Source organism: Streptomyces sp. NPDC012474 (assembly GCF_042955185.1).
In the GTDB taxonomy this organism is placed as follows: Bacteria; Actinomycetota; Actinomycetes; order Streptomycetales; family Streptomycetaceae; genus Streptomyces; species Streptomyces cahuitamycinicus.
In genome coordinates this window covers 250,264-271,203 of sequence record NZ_JBIBEP010000005.1, presented here as the reverse complement: position 1 = coordinate 271,203, position 20,940 = coordinate 250,264, and the positions used below count along the sequence as shown (strand labels likewise).

Sequence of the window (20,940 nt, the reverse complement as noted above, 5' to 3'; positions counted from 1 at the left end):
CTCCGCCGCGCGTTGCTACGGTGCCGAGAAACCTGACGGAGTATCAGTTCTCTTCGTCACCACCCGTGGGGAGGCTCCGTATGCGCGCTCTCATCGCCGCCGCCACCGGTCTCGCCGTCGCGTTCGCCGTGGTCCTGACGCTGACCGCCATCGGCACCCCATCGGGCGGGACGTCCCCGAAGCCGCTGCTGACGACCGTGCCCGCACACCCCTGACCGCCCGCCCGGGAGGGAGGCCGAGATGCGCCGCAAGGCCGGCCTGGTCCTGCTCGCCCTCGCCGTGTTCTTCGCGGCCCTGTCCCCGCTGCTGCGCTGGTACGCCTTCCCGCGCCTCGCCAAGGTCCCCGCCAACCAGTACCAGGACATGGTCCTGGAGGCGAAGGACGCAACCCTCCTCGACTACGGCACCATGCGGGCGAAGAAGGTCCCCAAGGTCACCATCGTCCAGACCCTCAAGGGCAACGTGGAGGCCTCCGAGCGGATCGAGGAGTCGGCCGGGCGGGACGTCGTCGTCTGGGACGGCCTGTCCTACGTCGTCGGGCCCGACGGCAAGATGGTCTCCAGGATCCCCGAGCGCTACATCTTCGACGCCCACACCCAGGAACCCGTCCACGCCACCGGCGAAATGGTCGACGGCGACCCGGTGCGCCGCACGGGCATCGAGTTCAAATGGCCGTTCCTGACGGAGAAACGGGCCTACGAGTACTTCGACGCCCAGGCCCGCGTCACCGCGCCCATCACCTACGAGGGCACCCAGGACTTCCGCGGCCTGGAGGTCTACTACTTCGAGCAGACCATCCCCTGGACCAAGGTGAAGATCCCGAAGACCCTGCCCGTCGAGGGCCTCACCCCCGAGGCGGTGGCACGGACCGGCACGACCCGCTGGTACACCACGGTCCGCAAGTTCTGGGTCGAACCCCTCACCGGCGCGCCCGTGTACGGAGAGGAGATCCACCGGGAGGAACTGCGCGGCGGCGCTCTCCTCGGCGACCGCGACAAGGTGACGGCGTTCGCCGGCCACGTGAAGATGCGCGAGGACTACATCACCCACACCGTCGACCTGGTGAAGTCCCAGCGCCTGCTCATCCTGCTGATGACGTCCTACCTGCCCTGGGGCTTCCTGACCCTCGGCGTCCTCCTGCTGGCCCTCGCGCTGTACCTGGAGGCACGCGGCCGCCGCCACTCGGGACCGGCTGCCACGGCGGCCGAGGAACCGTCGTCGGTCAGCGCCTGAGCCGTGCGTTGGTGTGCCGGGTCGGCTCGGCGCCCGCCGGGTCCTCGGGCCACGGATGCTTCGGATACCGCCCCCGCAGCTCCGCCCGCACGCCCCGGTAGCCGTCCCGCCAGAACGAGGCGAGATCGGCGGTGACGGCGGCCGGGCGCCCCGCCGGAGACAGCAGATGCACGAGCAGCGGCACCCCGGCGACCCGGGGCGACTCCTGCAGCCCGAACATCTCCTGCAACTTCACCGCCAACACGGGCTGCTCGGGCCGCGAGTAGTCGATCCGGATCCTCGAACCGCTCGGCACGCTCATCCGCTCCGGGGCCAGCTCGTCGAGCCGCCCCGCCTCTCCGGAGGCCCAGGGCAGCAGCCGGGCGAGCGCCTGCCCGGCGTCGATCCGGGCCAGATCGGCCCGCCGCCGCGCCCGGCCGAGCTCCGGCTCCAGCCACTCCTCCACGCGCGCGTGCAGCGCGTCATCGGACACGTCGGGCCAGGGCGCACCGACATGGAGCCGCAGGAACGCCAGCCGTTGCCGTAGGGCATCGGCCTCCGCCGACCACCGCAACAGCCCGAACCCCTCCCGCCGCAGCCCGTCGAGCAACGCCTCGCGCACGAGCCCGGAACCGGCGTCCTTCAGCGTCCGCACGGCCAGCTCCACGGCCCCCAGCCGCTCCACCCTCCGCGCCACGACGTCCCCGCCGTCCCACCGGACCTCGTCCCGCTCGTCGAGCAGCGCGCCCGCGGCGAGCCGGGCCACGTCCTCGTCCACGACCGCCCCCGACTGCACGCGCGCGTGCCCCTGGCCGACAGGACGGTCCGCCACGGCGACGGCCACCCACTCCGCGCCGCGCAGCCCACTCCCCGCGCCGGGCTCCGCCCGCGTCCCGGACACCATGAGATACGACCCGCCATCGGCCCTGGCGACCCGCTCGGGAAAGGCGAGAGCGGCGACGAGGCCCGCTTGCCGATCCTCCGACAGTGTCCCGAGGCCTCCTGTCCCGGCGGTCTCCGGATGCCGGGTACGGGCGGGCGTACGGGACATCTCCCCGACGGCGGCCCGCAGCCGCCGGACCTCACCGCGCCACCGCGAGGAATAGGCGTCACCCCCACGCCGCGCACGGCGCAGCGCACCGGCCAGATCATCGCCGTACTCCCGCGGAGCCTCCTCGCTCAACAGCGCCACGACCTCCGCAGCCCTCTCGGCTCCCAGGAACGGGACGGAGTCGAGCAGCGCCCGCCCCAGCCGGGGGTGCACCCCCACCCGGCCCAACCGGACGCCCCGCTCCGTGGCCCGCCCGGCGGAGTCCACCGCACCCACCGCCGTCAAGACGTCCCGCGCCGCCGCCATCGCCCCACTCGGCGGCCCGTCCAGCAGTGCCAGACCCGACGCATCCGGATCCCCCCAGCACGCCACCTGGAGCGCGAACGCCGTCAGGTCGGCCACCTTGATCTCCGGTGACGGATACCGCGGCAGGCGCGCATCCTCGGCCTCCGCCCAGCAGCGGTACACCGCCCCCGGCGCCTCACGCCCGGCCCGCCCCGCCCGTTGCCGCCCGGCCGCCTGCGACGCCCGCACCGTCGTCAGCGCACTCAGCCCGCGCGCGTGGTCCACCCGCGGCTCGCGCGCCAGCCCCGAATCCACGACCACGCGCACCCCCGGCACCGTCAGGGACGACTCCGCGACGGACGTGGCCAGCACGACCCGCCGCCGCTCCCCGGGCACCAGCACCGCGTCCTGTACGGCCGCCGGAGCCCGCCCGTGCACCTGGAGCACCTCCACGTCACCGAGTCCCCCGAGCTGCCCGGCGACCCGGGCGATCTCGCCCACACCCGGCAGGAAACACAGCACGTCCCCCTCCCGCTCGGCCAGCGCCCGCCGTACCACGGACGCCACATGCGCCGGCAGCGCCGGATCGACCCGCATCCCGTGCGGCGGACGTACGGGCCGCACCGGCGGCGCCCACACCACCTCAACCGGATACGCCGTGCCCTGCGCCTCCACCACCGGCGCCCCACCGAGCAGCCGCGCCCACCCCTGCGCGTCGGTCGTCGCCGAGGCGGCCACCAGCCGCAGCTCCGGACGCAGCGTCTGCCGTACGTCCCAGAGGAAGGCCGCCGCCGTGTCCGCGTCCAGGTGCCGCTCGTGGCACTCGTCGAGCACCACCACGTCGGCACCGGCCAGCTCCTGGTCCCGTTGCAGCCGCTGGACGAGCACACCGGTCGTCACGACCTCCACGCGCGTGTGCCGCCCGACGACTCGTTCCCCGCGCACGGTGTAGCCGACGCTCTCGCCGGGCTTCTCGCCCAGCAGCCACGCCATCCGCCGCGCCGCCGCCCGGGCCGCGATCCGCCGCGGCTCGGCGACGACGACCCGGTGCGCCGGTCCCTCTTCGAGCAGCCCTGCCAGGGCCAGCGGCACCAGGGTCGTCTTACCGGTACCGGGCGGGGCCACGAGCACCGCGACACCGTGGTCGTCGAGCGCGGTACGCAGTCCGGGCAGGGCGGAACGCACGGGCAGCTGGTCGAGAAGGTCACTGCGGATCACCCGCCCAGTCTCCTGCACAGCCGCTACCCTCACGGCATGCCGCTGCCGGATGAGGACATGACACTCATTGCGCACGCGGGTGCCCTCGCCGAGGCCGTGGGCGCCCGGGGCGCGGGAGCACGTTTCGTGACCCGGCGGCTGAAGAAGGATGTGCTGGAGGTCCGCCTCGGCACCGAACTGGCGCCGGACGCGGCGTCGGCCCTGGCGCAGCGGGTGCTCGCGAGCTGCGGACAACCGCTCGCCACCGTCGCCGTTCCCGGTGGCCGAGCCCTCCGCGGGGTGATGGGCACCGGCCTCGGCGGGCTCAACCCCGCCGTCGTCACGCTCACGGTCACCGCGGCCGACGGTGGCGGCACGGTACTGGTCAGGGGCGCTGCGAAGGAGGGCCTGATCAAGCAGCACGGCGGTCGGCGGGCCGCCGAGGAGATCGTCTCCCGGTGGCTGGCGGAGGACCCCACCGCCTGGCCCGAGACCACCCCGCCGGACTGAGCCCCCGGCTCCCTAGCCCCCGTCGCCCCGCTCGCACACGAAGATCGCCGTCCCCGGAATCAGGTTCCCGCGCAGCGGCGACCAGCCGCCCCACTCGGACGTGTTCCACACGGGCCACTCCGGCTCCACCAGGTCGACCAGTCGGAAGCCCGACGCCACGACGTCCCGGACACGGTCGCCCAGCGTGCGGTGGTGCTCGACGTAGACCGCCCGGCCCTCGTCGTCCTGCTCGACATATGGAGTGCGGTCGAAATAGGAAGCCGACACCGACAGGCCCTCCGGCCCCGGCTCGTCCGGGAAGGCCCAGCGGATCGGATGCGTCACCGAGAAGACGAGCCGGCCCCCGGGCCGCAGCACCCGGCGCACCTCCCGCAGGACCCGGCGCGGATCGGCGACGAAGGGCAGCGCCCCGTACGCCGAGCAGGCCAGGTCGAACGAGCCGTCCGCGAAGGGCAGCGCTGCGGCGTCGGCGCACACCAGCGGGAAGGAACCGCCGATGCGCAGCGCGTGCTGGAGCTGCCGGTGCGAGATGTCCAGGGCGACCGGGCGCGCGCCCTGGGCGGTCAGCCAGCGCGAGCACTGGGCGGCGCCGGCGCCGATCTCCAGCACGTGTCGGCCCTTGAGCTCTTCCGGCGGGCCGAGCAGCTCGGCCTCCACCTCGTCCAGGCCCTCGGGCCCCCAGACGAAGCGGTCGTCGCCGAGGAACGTGCCGTGCTCGATCTGGTACTCGTCCGCGTTGCGGTCCCACCAGCCCCGATTGGCCCGGGAGCTTTCCGCGTCATCGGCGGAACGCCGGGTGGCCTCGGGTTCGGACGCTTCGAACTCTTGGATGATCGGCTCCCTCGTATTAATCTGCGGGCTCTTCCGCCCAGCCGGTCCGGTGGTGACACAAAGGGGCACAAAGGGGGCGTCGTACGGCCTGCGTGGCCTCGGACGACATGACTTGTGCCGGGTATGCGGCGATCCGCCCCGCGTGGGCGGCTTCGCGCATTGACCCTGCCCGGCTGCCCCCGTATGCTACAAGTTGCGCTGCGGGCCTGCGCACCTCAGACGTAGCAGGCTGCGCTCGCATCTGTATGTATGTCCCCTCGGTTGTCGAGGCGTCACCGTTTCTGAGTGGCGCTTCCTTGGCTGTCCGGCTTCTGCAGAGCGAAACGGGCTCCCGGCGTAGCAGTACCTACGACTTCAATGTCCGTACCGGAGCCCTTTCCCACATGACGAGCAGCACCGAGACCACCGCAACCACCCCGCAGGTAGCGGTCAACGACATCGGTAACGAGGAAGCCTTCCTCGCCGCGATCGACGAGACGATCAAGTACTTCAACGACGGCGACATCGTCGACGGCGTCATCGTGAAGGTCGACCGGGACGAGGTCCTGCTCGACATCGGTTACAAGACCGAAGGTGTGATCCCGAGCCGCGAGCTCTCGATCAAGCACGACGTCGACCCGAACGAGGTCGTCGCCGTCGGTGACGAGATCGAGGCCCTTGTTCTCCAGAAGGAGGACAAGGAAGGCCGCCTGATCCTCTCGAAGAAGCGCGCCCAGTACGAGCGTGCCTGGGGCACCATCGAGAAGATCAAGGAAGAGGACGGGATCGTCACCGGTACCGTCATCGAGGTCGTCAAGGGTGGTCTCATCCTTGACATCGGCCTCCGTGGCTTCCTTCCGGCCTCCCTGGTCGAGATGCGCCGCGTCCGTGACCTCCAGCCCTACGTGGGCAAGGAGCTCGAGGCCAAGATCATCGAGCTGGACAAGAACCGCAACAACGTGGTCCTGTCCCGCCGTGCCTGGCTGGAGCAGACCCAGTCCGAGGTCCGCCAGACGTTCCTCACGACCCTCCAGAAGGGTCAGGTCCGTTCCGGCGTCGTCTCCTCGATCGTCAACTTCGGTGCCTTCGTGGACCTGGGTGGCGTCGACGGTCTGGTCCACGTCTCCGAGCTCTCCTGGAAGCACATCGACCACCCGTCCGAGGTTGTCGAGGTCGGCCAGGAAGTCACCGTCGAGGTCCTCGACGTCGACATGGACCGCGAGCGTGTCTCCCTGTCGCTGAAGGCGACCCAGGAAGACCCGTGGCAGCAGTTCGCCCGCACCCACCAGATCGGCCAGGTCGTGCCCGGCAAGGTCACGAAGCTGGTTCCGTTCGGTGCGTTCGTCCGCGTGGACGAGGGCATCGAGGGTCTGGTCCACATCTCCGAGCTGGCCGAGCGCCACGTGGAGATCCCGGAGCAGGTCGTCCAGGTCAACGACGAGATCTTCGTCAAGGTCATCGACATCGACCTGGAGCGCCGTCGCATCAGCCTCTCGCTGAAGCAGGCCAACGAGTCCTTCGGTTCGGACCCGGCCTCGGTCGAGTTCGACCCGACGCTCTACGGCATGGCCGCGTCGTACGACGACCAGGGCAACTACATCTACCCCGAGGGCTTCGACCCCGAGACCAACGACTGGCTCGAGGGTTACGAGACCCAGCGCGAGGCGTGGGAGACCCAGTACGCCGAGGCGCAGCAGCGCTTCGAGCAGCACCAGGCGCAGGTCATCAAGTCCCGCGAAGCGGACGAGAAGGCCGCTGCCGAGGGTGGCGAGGCTGCCGCTCCGGCCGCGTCCGGCGGTGGCGGCGGTGGCGGCGGTTCGTACTCCTCCGAGGGCCCGGACAACTCCGGCGCGCTGGCCTCGGACGAGGCGCTGGCCGCTCTGCGAGAGAAGCTGGCAGGTGGGCAGAGCTGACGCCCACTGAGCAGTAGCTGTTCCTGACTGAGGGCCCGCACCTTTCGAGGTGCGGGCCCTCAGTGCTGGCCGGGGTCGCACCTTCCGAGGTCGGGCCCTGAGTGCTTGCCGGGCTATCGGTCGGCTGCCGGCCGGTGGAGGCCGTCGCGCAGTTCGCCGGGCCCCTTGCCTCGGTGGTCGTCGCCCGCTGCCAAGATCGAAATTCCCCGCCTCCGGGAATGCCCACGCCCGCAACGGTGTTGTGGAGTGTGAACACGAGGAGGAGCGGTCACTGTGCTTGATCCGCAGGATTTGTACGCCTGGGAGCCGAAGGGGCTGGCCGTCGTCGACATGGCGCTCGCCCAGGAGTCGGCCGGACTAGTCATGCTCTACCACTTCGACGGATACATCGACGCCGGCGAGACGGGCGACCAGATCGTCGACCGGGTGCTCGACTCGCTGCCCCACCAGGTGGTAGCCCGCTTCGACCACGACCGGCTCGTCGACTACCGCGCCCGCCGCCCGCTGCTGACGTTCAAGCGCGACCGCTGGAGCGACTACGAGGACCCCGCCCTCGAGGTACGGCTCGTGCAGGACGCCACCGGCGCACCCTTCCTGCTGCTGTCCGGCCCCGAGCCGGACGTGGAGTGGGAGCGCTTCGCCGCCGCCGTGAAGCAGATCGTGGAGCGGCTCGGCGTCCGCCTCTCCGTGAACTTCCACGGCATCCCCATGGGCGTCCCCCACACCCGGCCCGTCGGCCTCACCCCGCACGGCAACCGCACCGACCTCGTCCCGGGGCACTCAAGCCCGTTCGAGGAGGCGCAGGTGCCCGGCAGCGCAGAGTCCCTCGTCGAGTACCGCCTCCTCCAGGCCGGGCACGACGTCCTGGGCGTCGCCGCCCACGTTCCGCACTACATCGCCCGCTCCCCCTACCCGGACGCGGCCCTGACGGTGCTGGAGGCCATCACGGCGGCAACCGGACTGGTCCTGCCCGGCATCGCCCACGCCCTGCGCTCGGACGCCCACCGCACCCAGACGGAGATCGACCGGCAGATCCGCGAGGGCGACGAGGACCTCACCGCGCTCATCGACGGCCTGGAGCACCAGTACGACGCCGTCGCGGGCGCCGAGACCCGGGGCAACATGCTCGCCGAGGCGGTGGACATCCCGTCGGCGGACGAGATCGGTCAGGAGTTCGAGAAGTTCCTGGCGGAACGAGAAGGCGACAACTGATCCCGGTACGGCCCGGACGAGGGCCCTGTCAGCGGCAGGGCCTAAGCTGCGGGACATGCTGAAGGTGGGCCTGACCGGCGGCATCGGTGCCGGCAAGAGTGAGGTGTCACGGCTGCTCGTCGAGTGCGGGGCCGTGCTGATCGACGCGGACCGCATCGCGCGGGAGGTCGTCGCACCGGGGACGCCGGGGCTCGCCTCGGTCGTCGAGGCCTTCGGGGAGGAGATCCTCGCGGCGGACGGCAGCCTGGACCGGCCCCGCCTCGGCGCCATCGTCTTCGCCGACGCGGAGAGGCTCGCCACCCTCAACGCGATCGTGCACCCCCTGGTGGGCACCCGCTCCCGCGAGCTGGAGCAGGCAGCCGCCGAGGACGCGGTCGTCATCCACGACGTTCCGCTCCTCACGGAGAACAGCCTGGCACCGCTGTACGACGTCGTGATCGTGGTCGACGCGGCTCCCGAGACCCAACTCGACCGGCTCGTGCGACTGCGCGGCATGACCGAGGAGGACGCCCGCGCGCGGATGGCCGCCCAGGCGACGCGCGAGCAGCGCCGGGAGATCGCGGACATCGTGATCGACAACGACGTCCCGCTGGAAGAGCTGGAGCAGCGCGTGAAGGACGTGTGGGCCGAGCTGGTGCGCAGGTCGCGGGCGTCCCGGCCGTCCGGTGCGGAATAGCGGCACCCCGTGGGGCGTTGAACCCGTGCAGTGAGGGAAGGACTCTGCCGTGCCCGAGACCAGCGGTTCGACCGGACGTACCCCGGAGACGCATGTCATCGACTTCCGTGCCGCCGAGCAACTGCTCGCGGCGCGAGACCCGCGGGGCGCGGTGAAGCTGCTCGACCGGGTCATAGCCACACACCCGGAGAACACCGCTGCGCGGCTGCTGCGGGCGCGTGCCTTCTTCGCCGCGGCGCAGCTGAGGCCGGCGGAGCTCGAGTTCCAGATCGTCCTGGAGCGGGAGCCGGACAACGCGTTCGCGCACTTCGCGCTCGCCCGTACCTATGAGCGTCAGGGCCGTCCCGACCAGGCGAAGCGCCACTTCCGCCTCGCGGCCGCGCTCGACCCGAAGCCGGAGTTCCTGAAGGCGGCGAACTTCGACTCGTGATCCGTCGTCGTCCGCTTCAGGGGCGTCGGTCCGGCGGCTGATAGGGCGGGATGCCGGGGCCCGGCTGGTAGTGCGGGCCCTGCCGGATGCGCCGGAGGACGACGGCCAGGTCGACCGTGACGATCAGCAGCAGCACACCGCAGGCGATGGCCCACCCGTTCCGCCCGGCGAGCGCGAACGCCACCGTCCCGAAGAGCGCCCAGACCAGCCCCCACACGCTCAGCCAGAAGCGCGCCCGCAGGGCACTGCGGGCGGTTCGCGGTTCACTGCCTGTACGCATCCTTCGATCACCACTCCTGCCTTCAACTTTACGGGAGAGGTAGAGGTCCCGCAGTGGCTCACGCACCACGTCCGGGGCCGGACGGCGGTGCGCCATTCTGGCTGCTCGACCCGCAGCTGAAGCACCGTCTTGCCCCGGACACCGACATTGTTCGGTCCCCGGAACGCTTCGCCCCCGGCGGCCACCGGCAGGTCAGGGTCTCCGAAGACTAGGACGAAGGCGACGGGCTCGGTGTCCGCCGGTTCCGGGTCTGCCGAGGCGCACGACGGTGGAGCGGGCGGTGGGGGACCACCTGTGGGCGGGCGGTCACTGGTACGTGTGGCCCGGCTGGTCGCCGCTGCATCCGTCGCGCTTCCGAATCCCCGCCCGCGTCGTTGCCTTCACTCGGTCGGGTGAAGACCGCGGTCACGGGAACGGGCGTGCGGATGCTGCCCGTTGGACGGGCATGGAGATGAAAATGCGTGAGGGGTACGAGGGGACGGGCCCAGGGGCCATCACCCCGGACGGCTGCGCGGTGGAGCTCTACTCCCGGCTGCCCGTCGGAGACGAACCGGATGTCATCGCCGCCGCTGTCCCCGAGGGCGCGCGCATCCTGGAGCTCGGGAGCGGGGTGGGCCGCATGACCCACGCACTGCTGGAGCGCGGGTTCACGGTCACAGCGGTGGACGAGTCCGCCCGCATGCTGGAGCGCGTGCGCGGCGCGCGGACCATATGCGGCCCGATCGAGGAGCTGGACCTGGGCGAGACGTTCGACGTCGTGCTGCTCGCGTCGTTCCTCGTGCACACGGGAGACGCCGAGGTGCGGCGCGGCATGCTGCGCACCTGCGCCCGTCATGTCGCGCAGGGCGGCTGCGTGCTGATCCAGCGGGAGGGCGAGGATTACCACGAGAACGTGCCGCGCGAGCGCAAGGACCCCAGCGGCTTCACCGTGCGGATCGCGTCGTCGGAGCCGGCCGGAGACGGAGTCAACTCGGTGCGCGCGGAGTACGAGTTCCCGGACGCGGTCTGGACCCAGACGTTCCGGGCGCGACCCCTGACCAGGGAGCAGTTCGAAGAGGCACTTCAGGAGGCGGGCCTGAAGGTGGACCGATATCTGACGGAGGATCGGATGTGGGTGCGGGCGGTGCGGGCGGTGCGTGCGGTGTCGGCGGTCTAGGCGGTGGGGGTGCGTGAAGGCCCCCCTGGGGGAGTGGATCCGGGGCGGCTGAGTGACTACGACACGGTCGCGACGTCCCTGGCGCTCCTCGGGGACATCGAGCTGCGCGAACTGGTCGACGGGGCCACGCCGTCGGGCACCGGCATCGGCGGACCATCGGCCCGGCTGGACGTGTCCGGCACTCCCGTCTTCGTGAAGCGCGTGCCCCTCACGGATCTGGAACTGCGGCCCGAACATCGCCGGTCGACGGCCAACCTGTTCGGACTGCCGATGATCTGCCAGTACGGCATCGGAGGGCCCGCGTTCGGAGCGTGGCGAGAGGTTTCCGCGCACACCATGACCACCAACTGGGTGCTCTCCGGGCAGTTCCAGGGGTTTCCTCTGATGTACCACTGGAGGGTGCTGCCGGAGGAGGAACCCCACCGGGCCGAGGAACTCGCCGATGTGGAGAAGGTCGTCGCCTACTGGGGAGGGAGCGCGGGCGTGCGGCGACGGGTCGAGGCCCTGCAACGATCCTCCGCGAGCGTCGCGCTCTTCCTCGAGTACCTGCCCCAAACCCTGCACTCATGGCTCACGACGCAGGTGCAAGCCGGTGACGAGGCGCTCGACCGGGCGTGTTCCCTGGCCGAGAAGGAGCTGGCGGCCGGCACGTCCTTCATGAACAGCCGTGGGCTGCTCCACTTCGACGCCCACTTCGAGAACATACTCACCGACGGCCGGCGCCTGTACTTCGCCGACTTCGGCCTCGCCCTGTCCACCCGCTTCGACCTCACGCGCCCCGAGGCCGACTTCTACGACGAGCACAGCGCCTACGACCGCTGCTACACGGCCAGCTACCTCGTGAACTGGCTGATCACCGCCCTGTACGGCGGAGACTGGGAGATCCGGGGAGAGCTGATACGGGCGTGGGCCGAAGGGCGGCAAGCCACCGGGGCGCCGCCCGGGGCCGCGGAGATCCTCACCCGCAACGCCCCGGTCGCGGCCGTGATGACCGACTTCTACCGCACCCTGCAGACGAAGAGCCGGATGACCCCTTACCCACGGGAAAGTCTCCAACGGCTCTGTCCGTGAGGGACGGCGGGAGCGAGGGCGCCCCGGTGACGGTCTGCTCGGCGTCGTCTCGGCGGCGATGAGTTCCGGGACGAGGGCCGGTCTACCTCTCCGACACCCCGACACCGCGACACCACACGGACCGCTTCACCCAGGAGACCTCCATGCCCGAGACCAACGCTGCCGTCACCGCCGACTCCACCCCGGCCGGCGTCGTCATCGCCGAATCAGCGACCGCTCGCGGGCGGCGTGCCCGCATCGCCCTGCGCGCTCTGCAGGTTCTGCTCGCCCTCTTCTACGCGATCGCCAGCGCCCTGCCCAAGCTGATGGGGCACGCGTCGGCTGCCGAGTCGTTCGAGCGGCTCGGCTGGGGCAGCGCGGGGATGTACACCATCGGCGCGCTCGAACTGGCCGGCGCGATCGCCCTGTTGACCCCGGTGCTCCAGTCGGTGGCGGCGATGGCGCTGGGCGCGTTGATGGTGGGCGCGTTCGTCGTGCAGATATCCGTCTTCGACGGGCAGTACGCGGCGACGCCGGTGATCTTGATCGTGCCGCTCACCCTCATCGCGTGGGCACGGCGGGGGCACAACGCGGATCTGCTTCGGCTGCTGCTACGGCGGGCGTGACCGGACGGAGCCGTGTCGCATACGGCTCCGTCCAGTCACGGCGGGGAGAAGCCGAGGGCCCGTCCCTGGTGCCGGTCCCTGGAGGTGGCGCCGGTTCTGGAGGTGGCGCCGGTTCTGGAGGTGGCGTCGGTCCTCGGTCTGTTCACGGCCTCGGTCTGTTCACGGCCTCGGTCGGCGTGAGCCGCTGCCGAAGCCCGCGCCAGGGCTGCCGCCCGGACCAGGGCCAAGGCCGGGCACGCCGCCGGGGCCCGTCGCGCCGCGGAGGCGCTCCATGTCGCGCCGGTCGCGCTTCGTCGGCCGGCCCGCGCCGCGGTCGCGGATGCCGGCGGGCGCGACGGCCTCGCGGGGCGGGGGCGGCGGGGAGTTGTCGACGTAGCACTGAGTGGCCACGGGCGCCCCGACCCGCTTGCGGATCAGCCGCGTGACGATGACGACCCGCTCGCGGCCCTCGTGCCGCAGACGCACCTCGTCACCGACGCGGACTCCGTGTGCTGGCTTCACCCGCTCGCCGTTGACGCGCACGTGGCCGCCCCGGCAGGCGGTGGCTCCCATGGAGCGGGTCTTGACGAGGCGTACGGACCAGATCCAGCTGTCGACGCGGACGGTCGTGCCGCCCTGCGGGCCCGCGGCCTCGGCAGCGGCGATCGCCGAGGCGGTCTTCGGGTCCGAGGGCTGGATATCGCCAACCGCTGAGTTGCCGGCGGACTTGGGGGACTCGGAGGACTCGGGGGACTCGGCCGCCGGGTCTTCGGTCCCGTCCGTCCTGCCGTACTGCGCACCCTGAGAAGCCATGCACCCGACCTTAGCCCTCCGAACGGCCCCACCGGGCGAAATATCGGTCCCCGAACGGACTCTGCCAAACAAATTTTGCAAAAACTCTTTTGTTAAGTCGTCCGGCGGCCTAATCTCCCGGCATGGACAGCGACGAGCACAAGCGCGTACTCGATCCCGAGCGCGACACCGCCGCCCTCAAGGCGCTCACCCACCCCCTGCGAATCCAGCTGCTCGGGCTGCTGCGGCAGGACGGGCCCGCCACGGCGAGTGAGCTGGCCGCGCGGACGGGGGAGTCGTCGGCGTCGACCAGCTACCACCTGCGGGTGCTGGCGAAGTACGCGTTCATCGCCGAGGCCGAGCACCGCGACGGGCGGGAGCGGCGCTGGCGGGCGCTGCACACCCTCACGTCCTGGAGCAACGAGTCGATGGAGTCCACCGAGGCGGGCCGGGCCTTCGTCGGCCTGGCGCGGCGGCGGCAGATCGAGCACCTGGAGAGATCCCTCGCCCGTTACGAGGCGGACCTGGCCGCCGGGCGGATCGGCCAGGAGTGGGTGGAGCCGTCCGGGATCACCGACCTCATGCCCCGGCTGACGGCCGCGTCGCTCACAGAGCTCTTCGACACCGTCGCCGGGAAGCTGGAGGAGCTGACCGCGCGGGACGCGGACGATCCACGGGCCGAACACGTCGTGTTCGTCGCAGCCGGACTCCCGCTCGCCGCCCACGAACCCGCCGCCCACGACCCGGAAGCCCGCGACCCGGAAGCCCGCGGGGTCAAGGACGGCGGCCCTGACGGCCGCGGGTCCGAAAACGTCACCCCCGAAAACGTCACCCCCGAAAACGTCACCCCCGATGACGTCACCCCCGATGACGGCGGCCCCGAAGACCGCGACGCCGAAGATCTCAACCCGTGACGCCGCTCATGACCGAGCCGCCCGGGGAACTGGCCGCTCGCCGCCGGTACGTCACCGTCTGCGCGCTCCTGTGGCTGCCCACGGGGCTGAGCATGGCCACGATGGTCCTGCTGTTCACCGAGCGCGGCATGTCCCTCGCCGCGGTCGCGGGGCTGTTCGCCGCGCACTCGCTGACCGTCGCCGCACTGGAGCTGCCCACGGGAGGCCTCTCGGACGTCCTCGGGCGTCGGCCGGTGCTGGCCGCGGCCGGTGGGCTCGGCGCCGTCGCCTTCGCGTTGATCGGCCTCGGTACCACCGCCTGGCTGCTCACCGCCGGCATGGTGCTCATGGGCGTGGCCCGGGCCCTCGCCAGCGGAACCGCCGAGGCCTGGTATGTCGACACCGTCCAGGCATGCTCCGGCCCGGACGCCGAGCTGCGCACGGGCCTGGCACGGGGCGGCTCCGCGACCTCCGCCGCGCTCGCGGCCGGCATCCTGCTGGGCGGTGCCCTGCCCTGGCTGCTCGGCCTGGGGCCCGACCTCGGTGCCCGGCTGAGTGAGGCGACGTCGGGGGCGGTACTGCCGCTGTCCGTCCCCCTGCTGCTGGGAGCCGCGCTGAAGACCGTGTTCGTCGCCTACGTGCTGGCCGCCCTGCGGGAGCCCCCGCGGGCGCCGACCACTCTGCGTTCGGTGCTGCGCGGCGTCCCGGTCACGATCGCCGACGGACTCCGGCTGGGCGGACGTGACGCGCTGGTCCGCCGGATCCTGCTCGCGGCCGCGGCCGCCGGAAGCGCCCTGGCCGCCATCGAACTGCTCATACCGGGCCGTACCACGGCGCTGACCGGCTCGAACGCCTCCGGAGCGATGGTCTATGCCGCACTGTCCTGCGTCGGTTTCGTCTGCTCCGGCCTCGGCAGCCACCTCGCGCCGCTCACCGCCCGGATCGCGGGCAGTGGCGAGCGTGCCGTGCTGGTCAGCCTCGCGGCCGGTGCGGGCGGCCTGCTGCTGCTCGGGGTCACCGCCTCCTCCGTCCACCCGGCGGCCACGGCCCTCGCGGCCTTCGGCTTCGGGCTGGTCTACCTCGGTCTCGGCGCGGCGGCCCCGAACGAGAACGCCCTGCTGCACCGCCGGGTCGCCGGTGCGGGCCGCGCCACCGCCCTGTCCGTCCAGTCCCTCGCCCAGCAACTGGTCGGAGCGCTCACGGGGCTGGCCGTCGGGGTGCTGCGGCCGGGCCCCCTGCCCTGGCTCCTGACGGGCGCCGTACTGCTGGCCGGGGCCCTGCTCTGGCTGCGCCGGAGCGACGAACGGGCCGTGCAGGTCACCGGCGTCTGAACGGCGGCGGAGGGCGAGTCCGCACCGGCCCGCGTGGATCTGGCCCTCGTGACGACTGTGCCCCCGCCTGCGCCTACGGTGGAGTGATGGATGCCAGCGGACTCACCCTCCTCGACCGGCGCATCGCCGACTGCCGGGCCTGCCCGCGGCTGGTCTCCTGGCGCGAGGAGGCGGCCCGTGCCAAGCGGGCCGCCTACGCGGACTGGACGTACTGGGGCCGGCCGGTGCCCGGCTTCGGGCCCGCGGACGCCAGGCTGCTGATCGTGGGACTCGCCCCCGCCGCCCACGGCGGCAACCGCACCGGCCGGATGTTCACGGGCGACCGCTCCGGAGACGTCCTCTACGAGGCGCTGCACGACGTGGGCCTCGCCTCCCAGGCGACCGCCGAGCACGCCCACGACGGCCTGGAGCTGTACGGCGTGCGGGTCACCTCGCCCGTGCACTGCGCCCCGCCCGCCAACAAGCCCACCCCCGAGGAGCGGGACACCTGCCGCCCCTGGCTGGTGCAGGAACTGCGGCTGTTGCGCCCGACGCTGCGGGCCGTGGTCGTACTCGGCGCCTTCGGGTGGCAGGCCGCGCTGCCCGCGTTCGCCGCAGCCGGCTGGTCCGTGCCCCGGCCGCGCCCCGCCTTCTCCCACGGCGCCCGCTACCCCCTCGACGGCCTGGAACTCTTCGGCTGCTTCCACGTCAGCCAGCGCAACACCTTCACCGGCCGGCTCACCCCCACGATGCTGCGCGAGGTCCTGCGCACGGCGGGGCGAGCGGCGGGCCTGTCCGCCGGCACTCCCTAGGGAGCCTCCTCGCCGAACAGGTGGCGGACCGTGGAGCGGTAGTTGGTCCGTACGTGCGTCAGCGCGTGAGCGCGGGCCCGGTCCGGATCGCCCGAGGCGATCGCCTCGTACAGCTCGCGGTGCTCCACGAGGAGCTGCGGCCACTCCTCGTTGCGCCGGGTCATCCAGCGCAGCCGGCCGGCGACCGGTTCCAGGGCCTCGGTCAGCAGGCTGTTGCCCGCCATCGCCATGATGCGGTCGTGCAGGCGGCTGTTGACGTCGGTGATCACCTCGGCGTCCCCGGCCTCGGTCGCGGTGGCCGCGCGGTCGACGAGTTCCTGGACTTCTGCCAGGTCCTCCGGTGTGGCGCGGGACGCGGCGAGTCCGGCGGCGTAGACCTCCAAGGCCTCTCGCAGTTCGAACAGTTCCTTGACGTCGGTCGGGGTGAGACGGCGTACTACCGTGCGTCGGGGTGTCTCGAAGTGGACGAAGCCCTCGGCCACGAGGGCCCGGATCGCTTCCCGGACGGGCACCCGCGAGACACCGAAACGCTCCGCCAGCTCGCGTTCGACCAGGCGGTCGCCGGGACGGAGGCTGCCCGCGATGATCTCCTGGCGCAGATCGGCCGTGACGCGTTCGCGTATCGCTCCGAGGGGTTCGATCTTCGTCATGCAGCCCATCTTCGTCGACGCGAGGTGTGTTTTACGCAGCGTTAACGAGAGCGACATCGGTCAGAACGGTTGACGGGGAGACCATGGCGCAGTTTGGTATACCAAAACGTCTCGCGGGGCGTCCCCTTACCGTCCTGCGGAGCAGTCCTCCGTCGTCCCCCTTGCTCGTGGAGGCCCCGTGTCCCTCGCCGACCGTGCCGCAGAGACCGGCACCCCAGCGTTCGTTCCCGATCCCCGGCTGACCAACGAAGACCTCGCGCCCGCCAAGAAGCGCAACTGGAAGGTCTTCGACCTCTTCGCCATGTGGATGTCCGACGTCCACAACCTCGGCAACTACACCTTCGCCGCCGGACTGCTCTTCCTCGGCATGAACGTCTGGCAGATCTTCACGTCCCTGCTCGTCGGGTTCGTGATCATCTACATCGGCATGAACTGGATGGGGAAGATCGGCCAGCGCCACGGCGTGCCCTTCCCGGTGGTCAGCCGGATCGCCTTCGGTATCTGGGGCGCCAACATCCCGGCGCTGATCAGGGCCGTGATCGCCATCATGTGGTACGGCATCCAGACCTACCTCGCGTCCGTCGCCGTCAACGTGATGCTGCTGGCGGCCTGGCCGAGCCTGGAGTCGTGGACGCACAACTCCTTCCTGGGCCTGGACGCGCTCGGCTGGGTCTCCTTCATCGCGCTGTGGCTGGTGCAGGCGGCGATCATCAGCCGGGGCATGGAATCGGTCCGCAAGTTCCAGGACTTCTGCGGCCCGGCGATCTGGCTGGTGATGATCGCGCTGGCCGTGTGGATCCTCTACAAGGCCGGCTGGACGATCTCGCTCACCTCCACCCCGCATCCGGTCTCCGTCGGCGAGCAGTGGCGCCAGTGGTTCGGCGCGATCGGCCTGGTCCTCGCCACCTACGGCACACTGATGCTCAACTTCTGCGACTTCTCCCGCTTCGCGCCCGACTACAGGTCGGTCAGGTGCGGCAACTTCTGGGGCCTGCCCATCAACTCCACGGCCTTCGTGATCGTGTCGGTCATCGTCACCGCGGGTGCCTTCGAGGTCTTCGGCAAGGAGATCACCGACCCGGCCTACCTGGTCGCCGAGATCGGCAACACCTGGGTGCTCGTGGTGGGCGCGCTGACCTTCGCCATCGCCACCATGGGCGTCAACATCGTCGCCAACTTCGTGTCACCGGCGTACGACCTGGCCAACGTGTGGCCGCAGAAGATCACCTTCAAGGTCGGCGGCATGATCAGCACCGTCGCGGCGCTGCTCGTCACCCCCTGGAACCTCTTCTCCAACCCGACGGTCGTCAACTACTTCCTCGGCGGCCTCGGAGCCTTCCTCGGCCCGCTGTTCGGCGTGATCATGCTCGACTACTACTGGGTCAAACGCGGCCGTGTGAACGTGGACGAACTGTTCGACGCCACCCCCGGCGCCCGCTACTACTACCGCAAGGGTGTCAACCCCAAGGCGCTGTGGGCGTTCCTGCCCGCGGCCGGTGTCGCGGCGGTGCTCGCGCTGGTGAAGACCTTCAGCGACGTGGCCCCGTACTCCTGGTTCATCGGCACGGCGCTGGCCGCCGGGCTGTACGCCGCCCTGTGCCGTCCCGAACGCGCCACCGCGGAGGTCTGAGAGACGTGCGAATCGTCGTCACCAACTGCAACACCACGCAGGAGATGACCGAGGAGATCGTACGAGGTGCCCGGGCCGCCGCGGGCCCGGGCACCACCGTGACCGGACTGACCCCCGCCTGGGGACCGGCGTCCGCGGAGGGCTGGCTCGACAGCTACCTGTCCGCCGCGGCCGTCCTGGACACGCTGCGAACCTATGACGGAGCGCCGTACGACGCCGTGGTCATGGCCGGATTCGGGGAGCACGGCCGGGAGGGCGTGCGGGAGCTGGTGGACGTACCGGTCGTCGACATCACCGAGGCCGCCGCGCACCTCGCCTGCCTGCTGGGCCGCCGCTACGGCGTCGTGACCACGCTGGAGCGCTCGTGCGGCCAGATCGAGGACAGTCTGGAGACGGCGGGCGTCAGGCGGAACTGCGCGGCGGTCGTCGGAACGGGCCTGAACGTGCTCGACCTCGGCGACGACGAACGCACCGAGACGGCGTTCCTGGCCGCCGCCGAACGGGCCTGCGCGGCAGGGGCGGAAGTGCTCGTCCTCGGCTGCGCAGGCATGACGGGGCTGCAACGGGCCGTCGGGGAGAAGCTGGGCCTGCCGGTCGTCGACGGGGTCGCCGCGGCGGTCAAACTGGCGGAGTCCCTGGTGGCACTGGGGCTGACCACGAGCCGGGTGGGGAGCTACGCCGAACCGCTCCCGAAACCGAGGACGTGGGGCAGGCCCGCCGGGCGGTAGCTCATGCCGGGCCGTCGAGGGTGACGTCGTCGTGATGGGCTCCGTAGAACCCCACCTGCCGGGCCATCACCTCCCGCATCGACGTGCCCCGCGGGATGCCGTACACCGTGCCGGGGAAGTCCAGCGCCTCCTGGATCTGCCAACTGGAGTACGCACGGGTTCCTGGGTGGACACCAGGAGCGCGATCGGGCGAAGTCGACAGGTAGGAGACCCGTGTTCGAGGCGTCCCACGTGAGCGTGAGATTCCCGCAATCACCCGCAGATTCTGCGAGTGGGACTCGTAAATCTGCGGGTTCATGGGGAATCCGAAACCCGTTCCCGGACTCCGGGACGCGATGCTGTCGGCCTGGCGGAGGTCTTCTCTCTCCACACCTATCGGTCGAACACCTTGTACCCCTCTCCGATGGCCGACGGCGGTTACGACGTCACCGACTACCGGGCCATCGATCCCACGTTCGGGAGCCTGCCCGAGGCCCGCGCACTGATTGAGGAGATCCACGCTCTGTGGCTGCGTATCCTGATCGACCTGGTGCCCAACCACGCCTCCTCGCAGCGCCCCTGGTTCAGCGAGGCGCTGGCCGGCGGTCCCGGCTGCGTGGGGCGCGACCGTTTCATCTTCAGGCCGGGCCTCGGGCCGGATGGTGACCTGCCGCCCAACAACTGGCGGAGTGTTTTCGGTGGTTCGGCGTGGACCCGGGTCGTCGAGCCCGACGGCATGCCCGGAGAGTGGTACCTGCATCTGTTCGCGCCTGAACAGCCCGACCTCAACTGGGACAATGCCGAGGTTCGCCGGGAATTCGAGTCGGTCCTCAGGTTCTGGTTCGATCACGGCGTCGACGGGATCCGCATCGACGTCGCGCACGCCATGATCAGGCCCCCGGTCTGCCGGACCTGGGCCCGGCAGACATCGAACTCATCGGATCGGCGGCCCATCCAGGCCATCCTCACTGGGACCGCGAGGGAATCCACACTGGGACCGCGAGGGAATCCACACTGGGACCGCGAGGGAATCCACGAAGTCTTCCGTGACTGGCGCGCGGTGGCCGACTCCTATGCCGAGCCCCGCGTGTTCGTCGCCGAGGCGTGTGCGCGCAATCCAGAACGCCTCTCCCGCTATACCCGGCCCGGGGAACTGCACACCGCCTTCAACTTCGACTACCTGACAACCCCTTGGCGCGCGGCGCACATGCGCACCGCCATCGACAGCTCCCTGACGACGATGGGCGCCGTCGGCGCACCGGCGACCTGGGTGCTCTCCAACCATGACGTCATACGACACCTCACCCGCTACGGGCGGCCGCAGACCAACGGCCCGGTGCACGACCTCGCCGATCACGTTCTCGCCGGTCCGTTCGACGTGGATCTGGGAACGCGTCGGGCCCGTGCGGCCGTTCTGCTCACGCTGGCTCTTCCGGGGTGCGCCTACCTCTACCAGGGCGAGGAACTTGGCCTGTGGGAAGTGGAGGACCTGCCTGATGAAGCGCTGCAGGACCCCATCGGGCGTCGCTCGGGGCATACCCACCGCGGTCGCGACGGCTGCCGTGTGCCGATGCCCTGGTCCGGCGATACCCCGCCCTTCGGCTTCAGTCCCGACCACGCCGGGGCAGCCCCGTGGCTGCCCGACACCCCGCTCTCCTGCTGTCGGACGAGCGACCCGGTGCCGCGCTCGCGTGAACTCGCAGCCGAGGCGGGCAGAATGAACCGAACGACGGACGGGTTCGTGCGCAAGGTGGTCCGG

At 71.1% G+C, this 20,940-nt stretch carries 20 protein-coding genes and 1 pseudogene; 16 read left to right on the top strand and 5 right to left on the bottom strand.

What is annotated here, in order from left to right:
- The first annotated feature begins 80 nt into the window (after positions 1–80).
- Both ACFY9S_RS14200 and ACFY9S_RS14195 read left to right on the top strand, forming a co-directional pair.
- On the top strand, positions 81–215 hold the full coding sequence (locus ACFY9S_RS14200) for an SPW_0924 family protein (RefSeq protein WP_391127261.1): 135 nt from the start codon (positions 81–83) through the stop codon (positions 213–215).
- 25 nt (positions 216–240) lie between these two features.
- On the top strand, positions 241–1,233 hold the full coding sequence (locus ACFY9S_RS14195) for a porin PorA family protein (RefSeq protein WP_391127258.1): 993 nt from the start codon (positions 241–243) through the stop codon (positions 1,231–1,233).
- On the opposite strand, the gene hrpB is transcribed toward ACFY9S_RS14195, so the two are convergent.
- Positions 1,223–3,766, bottom strand: a complete 2,544-nt coding sequence (gene hrpB, locus ACFY9S_RS14190; protein ID WP_391127255.1) for an ATP-dependent helicase HrpB — start codon at positions 3,764–3,766, stop codon at positions 1,223–1,225. The two genes, ACFY9S_RS14195 and hrpB, sit on opposite strands and share 11 nt — an antisense overlap.
- A gap of 36 nt (positions 3,767–3,802) precedes the next feature.
- Between hrpB and ACFY9S_RS14185 the strand changes: the two genes are divergently transcribed.
- Entirely contained in the window at positions 3,803–4,255 is a 453-nt protein-coding gene (locus tag ACFY9S_RS14185) for a hypothetical protein (RefSeq protein WP_391127252.1), read from the top strand.
- A gap of 12 nt (positions 4,256–4,267) precedes the next feature.
- On the opposite strand, the gene ACFY9S_RS14180 is transcribed toward ACFY9S_RS14185, so the two are convergent.
- Positions 4,268–5,107, bottom strand: coding sequence for a methyltransferase domain-containing protein (locus ACFY9S_RS14180; protein ID WP_391127670.1), 840 nt, complete (start codon positions 5,105–5,107; stop codon positions 4,268–4,270).
- Positions 5,108–5,469: 362 nt separating this feature from the next.
- Between ACFY9S_RS14180 and rpsA the strand changes: the two genes are divergently transcribed.
- From rpsA to ACFY9S_RS14160, 4 genes are all read left to right on the top strand, one after another.
- Positions 5,470–6,978, top strand: coding sequence for a 30S ribosomal protein S1 (gene rpsA, locus ACFY9S_RS14175; RefSeq protein WP_102912629.1), 1,509 nt, complete (start codon positions 5,470–5,472; stop codon positions 6,976–6,978).
- Positions 6,979–7,251: 273 nt separating this feature from the next.
- Positions 7,252–8,190, top strand: coding sequence for a PAC2 family protein (locus ACFY9S_RS14170; protein ID WP_391127248.1), 939 nt, complete (start codon positions 7,252–7,254; stop codon positions 8,188–8,190).
- Positions 8,191–8,245: 55 nt separating this feature from the next.
- A complete protein-coding gene (gene coaE / locus ACFY9S_RS14165) occupies positions 8,246–8,866 on the top strand; it encodes a dephospho-CoA kinase (RefSeq protein WP_391127245.1) in 621 nt (206 codons plus the stop codon).
- Positions 8,867–8,915: 49 nt separating this feature from the next.
- Complete coding sequence (locus ACFY9S_RS14160) at positions 8,916–9,296, top strand: tetratricopeptide repeat protein (protein ID WP_391127242.1); 381 nt, start codon at positions 8,916–8,918, stop codon at positions 9,294–9,296.
- 16 nt (positions 9,297–9,312) lie between these two features.
- On the opposite strand, the gene ACFY9S_RS14155 is transcribed toward ACFY9S_RS14160, so the two are convergent.
- Complete coding sequence (locus ACFY9S_RS14155) at positions 9,313–9,576, bottom strand: DUF6343 family protein (RefSeq protein WP_102912633.1); 264 nt, start codon at positions 9,574–9,576, stop codon at positions 9,313–9,315.
- A 457-nt stretch (positions 9,577–10,033) separates the two neighbouring features.
- On the opposite strand from ACFY9S_RS14155, the gene ACFY9S_RS14150 reads away from it, so the two are divergent.
- The 3 genes from ACFY9S_RS14150 to ACFY9S_RS14140 all read left to right on the top strand — a co-directional run bounded on the left by ACFY9S_RS14150 (position 10,034) and on the right by ACFY9S_RS14140 (position 12,408).
- Positions 10,034–10,732: a methyltransferase domain-containing protein gene (locus ACFY9S_RS14150; protein WP_391127239.1), complete on the top strand. Its 699-nt coding sequence runs from the start codon at positions 10,034–10,036 to the stop codon at positions 10,730–10,732.
- Positions 10,733–10,765: 33 nt separating this feature from the next.
- A complete protein-coding gene (locus tag ACFY9S_RS14145) occupies positions 10,766–11,803 on the top strand; it encodes a protein kinase family protein (protein ID WP_391127236.1) in 1,038 nt (345 codons plus the stop codon).
- Between the two features lie 143 nt (positions 11,804–11,946).
- Positions 11,947–12,408: a DoxX family protein gene (locus tag ACFY9S_RS14140; RefSeq protein ID WP_391127233.1), complete on the top strand. Its 462-nt coding sequence runs from the start codon at positions 11,947–11,949 to the stop codon at positions 12,406–12,408.
- Between the two features lie 159 nt (positions 12,409–12,567).
- On the opposite strand, the gene ACFY9S_RS14135 is transcribed toward ACFY9S_RS14140, so the two are convergent.
- On the bottom strand, positions 12,568–13,200 hold the full coding sequence (locus ACFY9S_RS14135) for a S4 domain-containing protein (protein WP_391127230.1): 633 nt from the start codon (positions 13,198–13,200) through the stop codon (positions 12,568–12,570).
- A gap of 122 nt (positions 13,201–13,322) precedes the next feature.
- On the opposite strand from ACFY9S_RS14135, the gene ACFY9S_RS14130 reads away from it, so the two are divergent.
- From ACFY9S_RS14130 to ACFY9S_RS14120, 3 genes are all read left to right on the top strand, one after another.
- A complete protein-coding gene (locus ACFY9S_RS14130; protein WP_391127227.1) occupies positions 13,323–14,093 on the top strand; it encodes a helix-turn-helix domain-containing protein in 771 nt (256 codons plus the stop codon).
- A gap of 8 nt (positions 14,094–14,101) precedes the next feature.
- A complete protein-coding gene (locus tag ACFY9S_RS14125; RefSeq protein ID WP_391127668.1) occupies positions 14,102–15,403 on the top strand; it encodes an MFS transporter in 1,302 nt (433 codons plus the stop codon).
- Between the two features lie 86 nt (positions 15,404–15,489).
- The gene (locus ACFY9S_RS14120; RefSeq protein ID WP_391127225.1) at positions 15,490–16,194 is read left to right on the top strand and encodes a uracil-DNA glycosylase family protein; all 705 of its coding nucleotides are present in this window, start codon (positions 15,490–15,492) and stop codon (positions 16,192–16,194) included.
- Here ACFY9S_RS14120 and ACFY9S_RS14115 read toward each other — a convergent pair.
- Complete coding sequence (locus tag ACFY9S_RS14115; protein ID WP_102913577.1) at positions 16,191–16,844, bottom strand: GntR family transcriptional regulator; 654 nt, start codon at positions 16,842–16,844, stop codon at positions 16,191–16,193. The two genes, ACFY9S_RS14120 and ACFY9S_RS14115, sit on opposite strands and share 4 nt — an antisense overlap.
- 178 nt (positions 16,845–17,022) lie before the next feature.
- Here ACFY9S_RS14115 and ACFY9S_RS14110 point away from each other — a divergent pair, with 178 nt between their 5' ends.
- The 3 genes and pseudogenes from ACFY9S_RS14110 to ACFY9S_RS14100 form a co-directional block, all read left to right on the top strand.
- On the top strand, positions 17,023–18,474 hold the full coding sequence (locus ACFY9S_RS14110) for a cytosine permease (protein ID WP_391127222.1): 1,452 nt from the start codon (positions 17,023–17,025) through the stop codon (positions 18,472–18,474).
- A gap of 5 nt (positions 18,475–18,479) precedes the next feature.
- The gene (locus ACFY9S_RS14105; protein WP_391127219.1) at positions 18,480–19,202 is read left to right on the top strand and encodes an aspartate/glutamate racemase family protein; all 723 of its coding nucleotides are present in this window, start codon (positions 18,480–18,482) and stop codon (positions 19,200–19,202) included.
- Positions 19,203–19,605: 403 nt separating this feature from the next.
- Positions 19,606–20,607, top strand: a pseudogene (locus ACFY9S_RS14100) (alpha-amylase family glycosyl hydrolase); the annotation flags it as partial.
- Positions 20,608–20,940 lie beyond the last annotated feature (333 nt).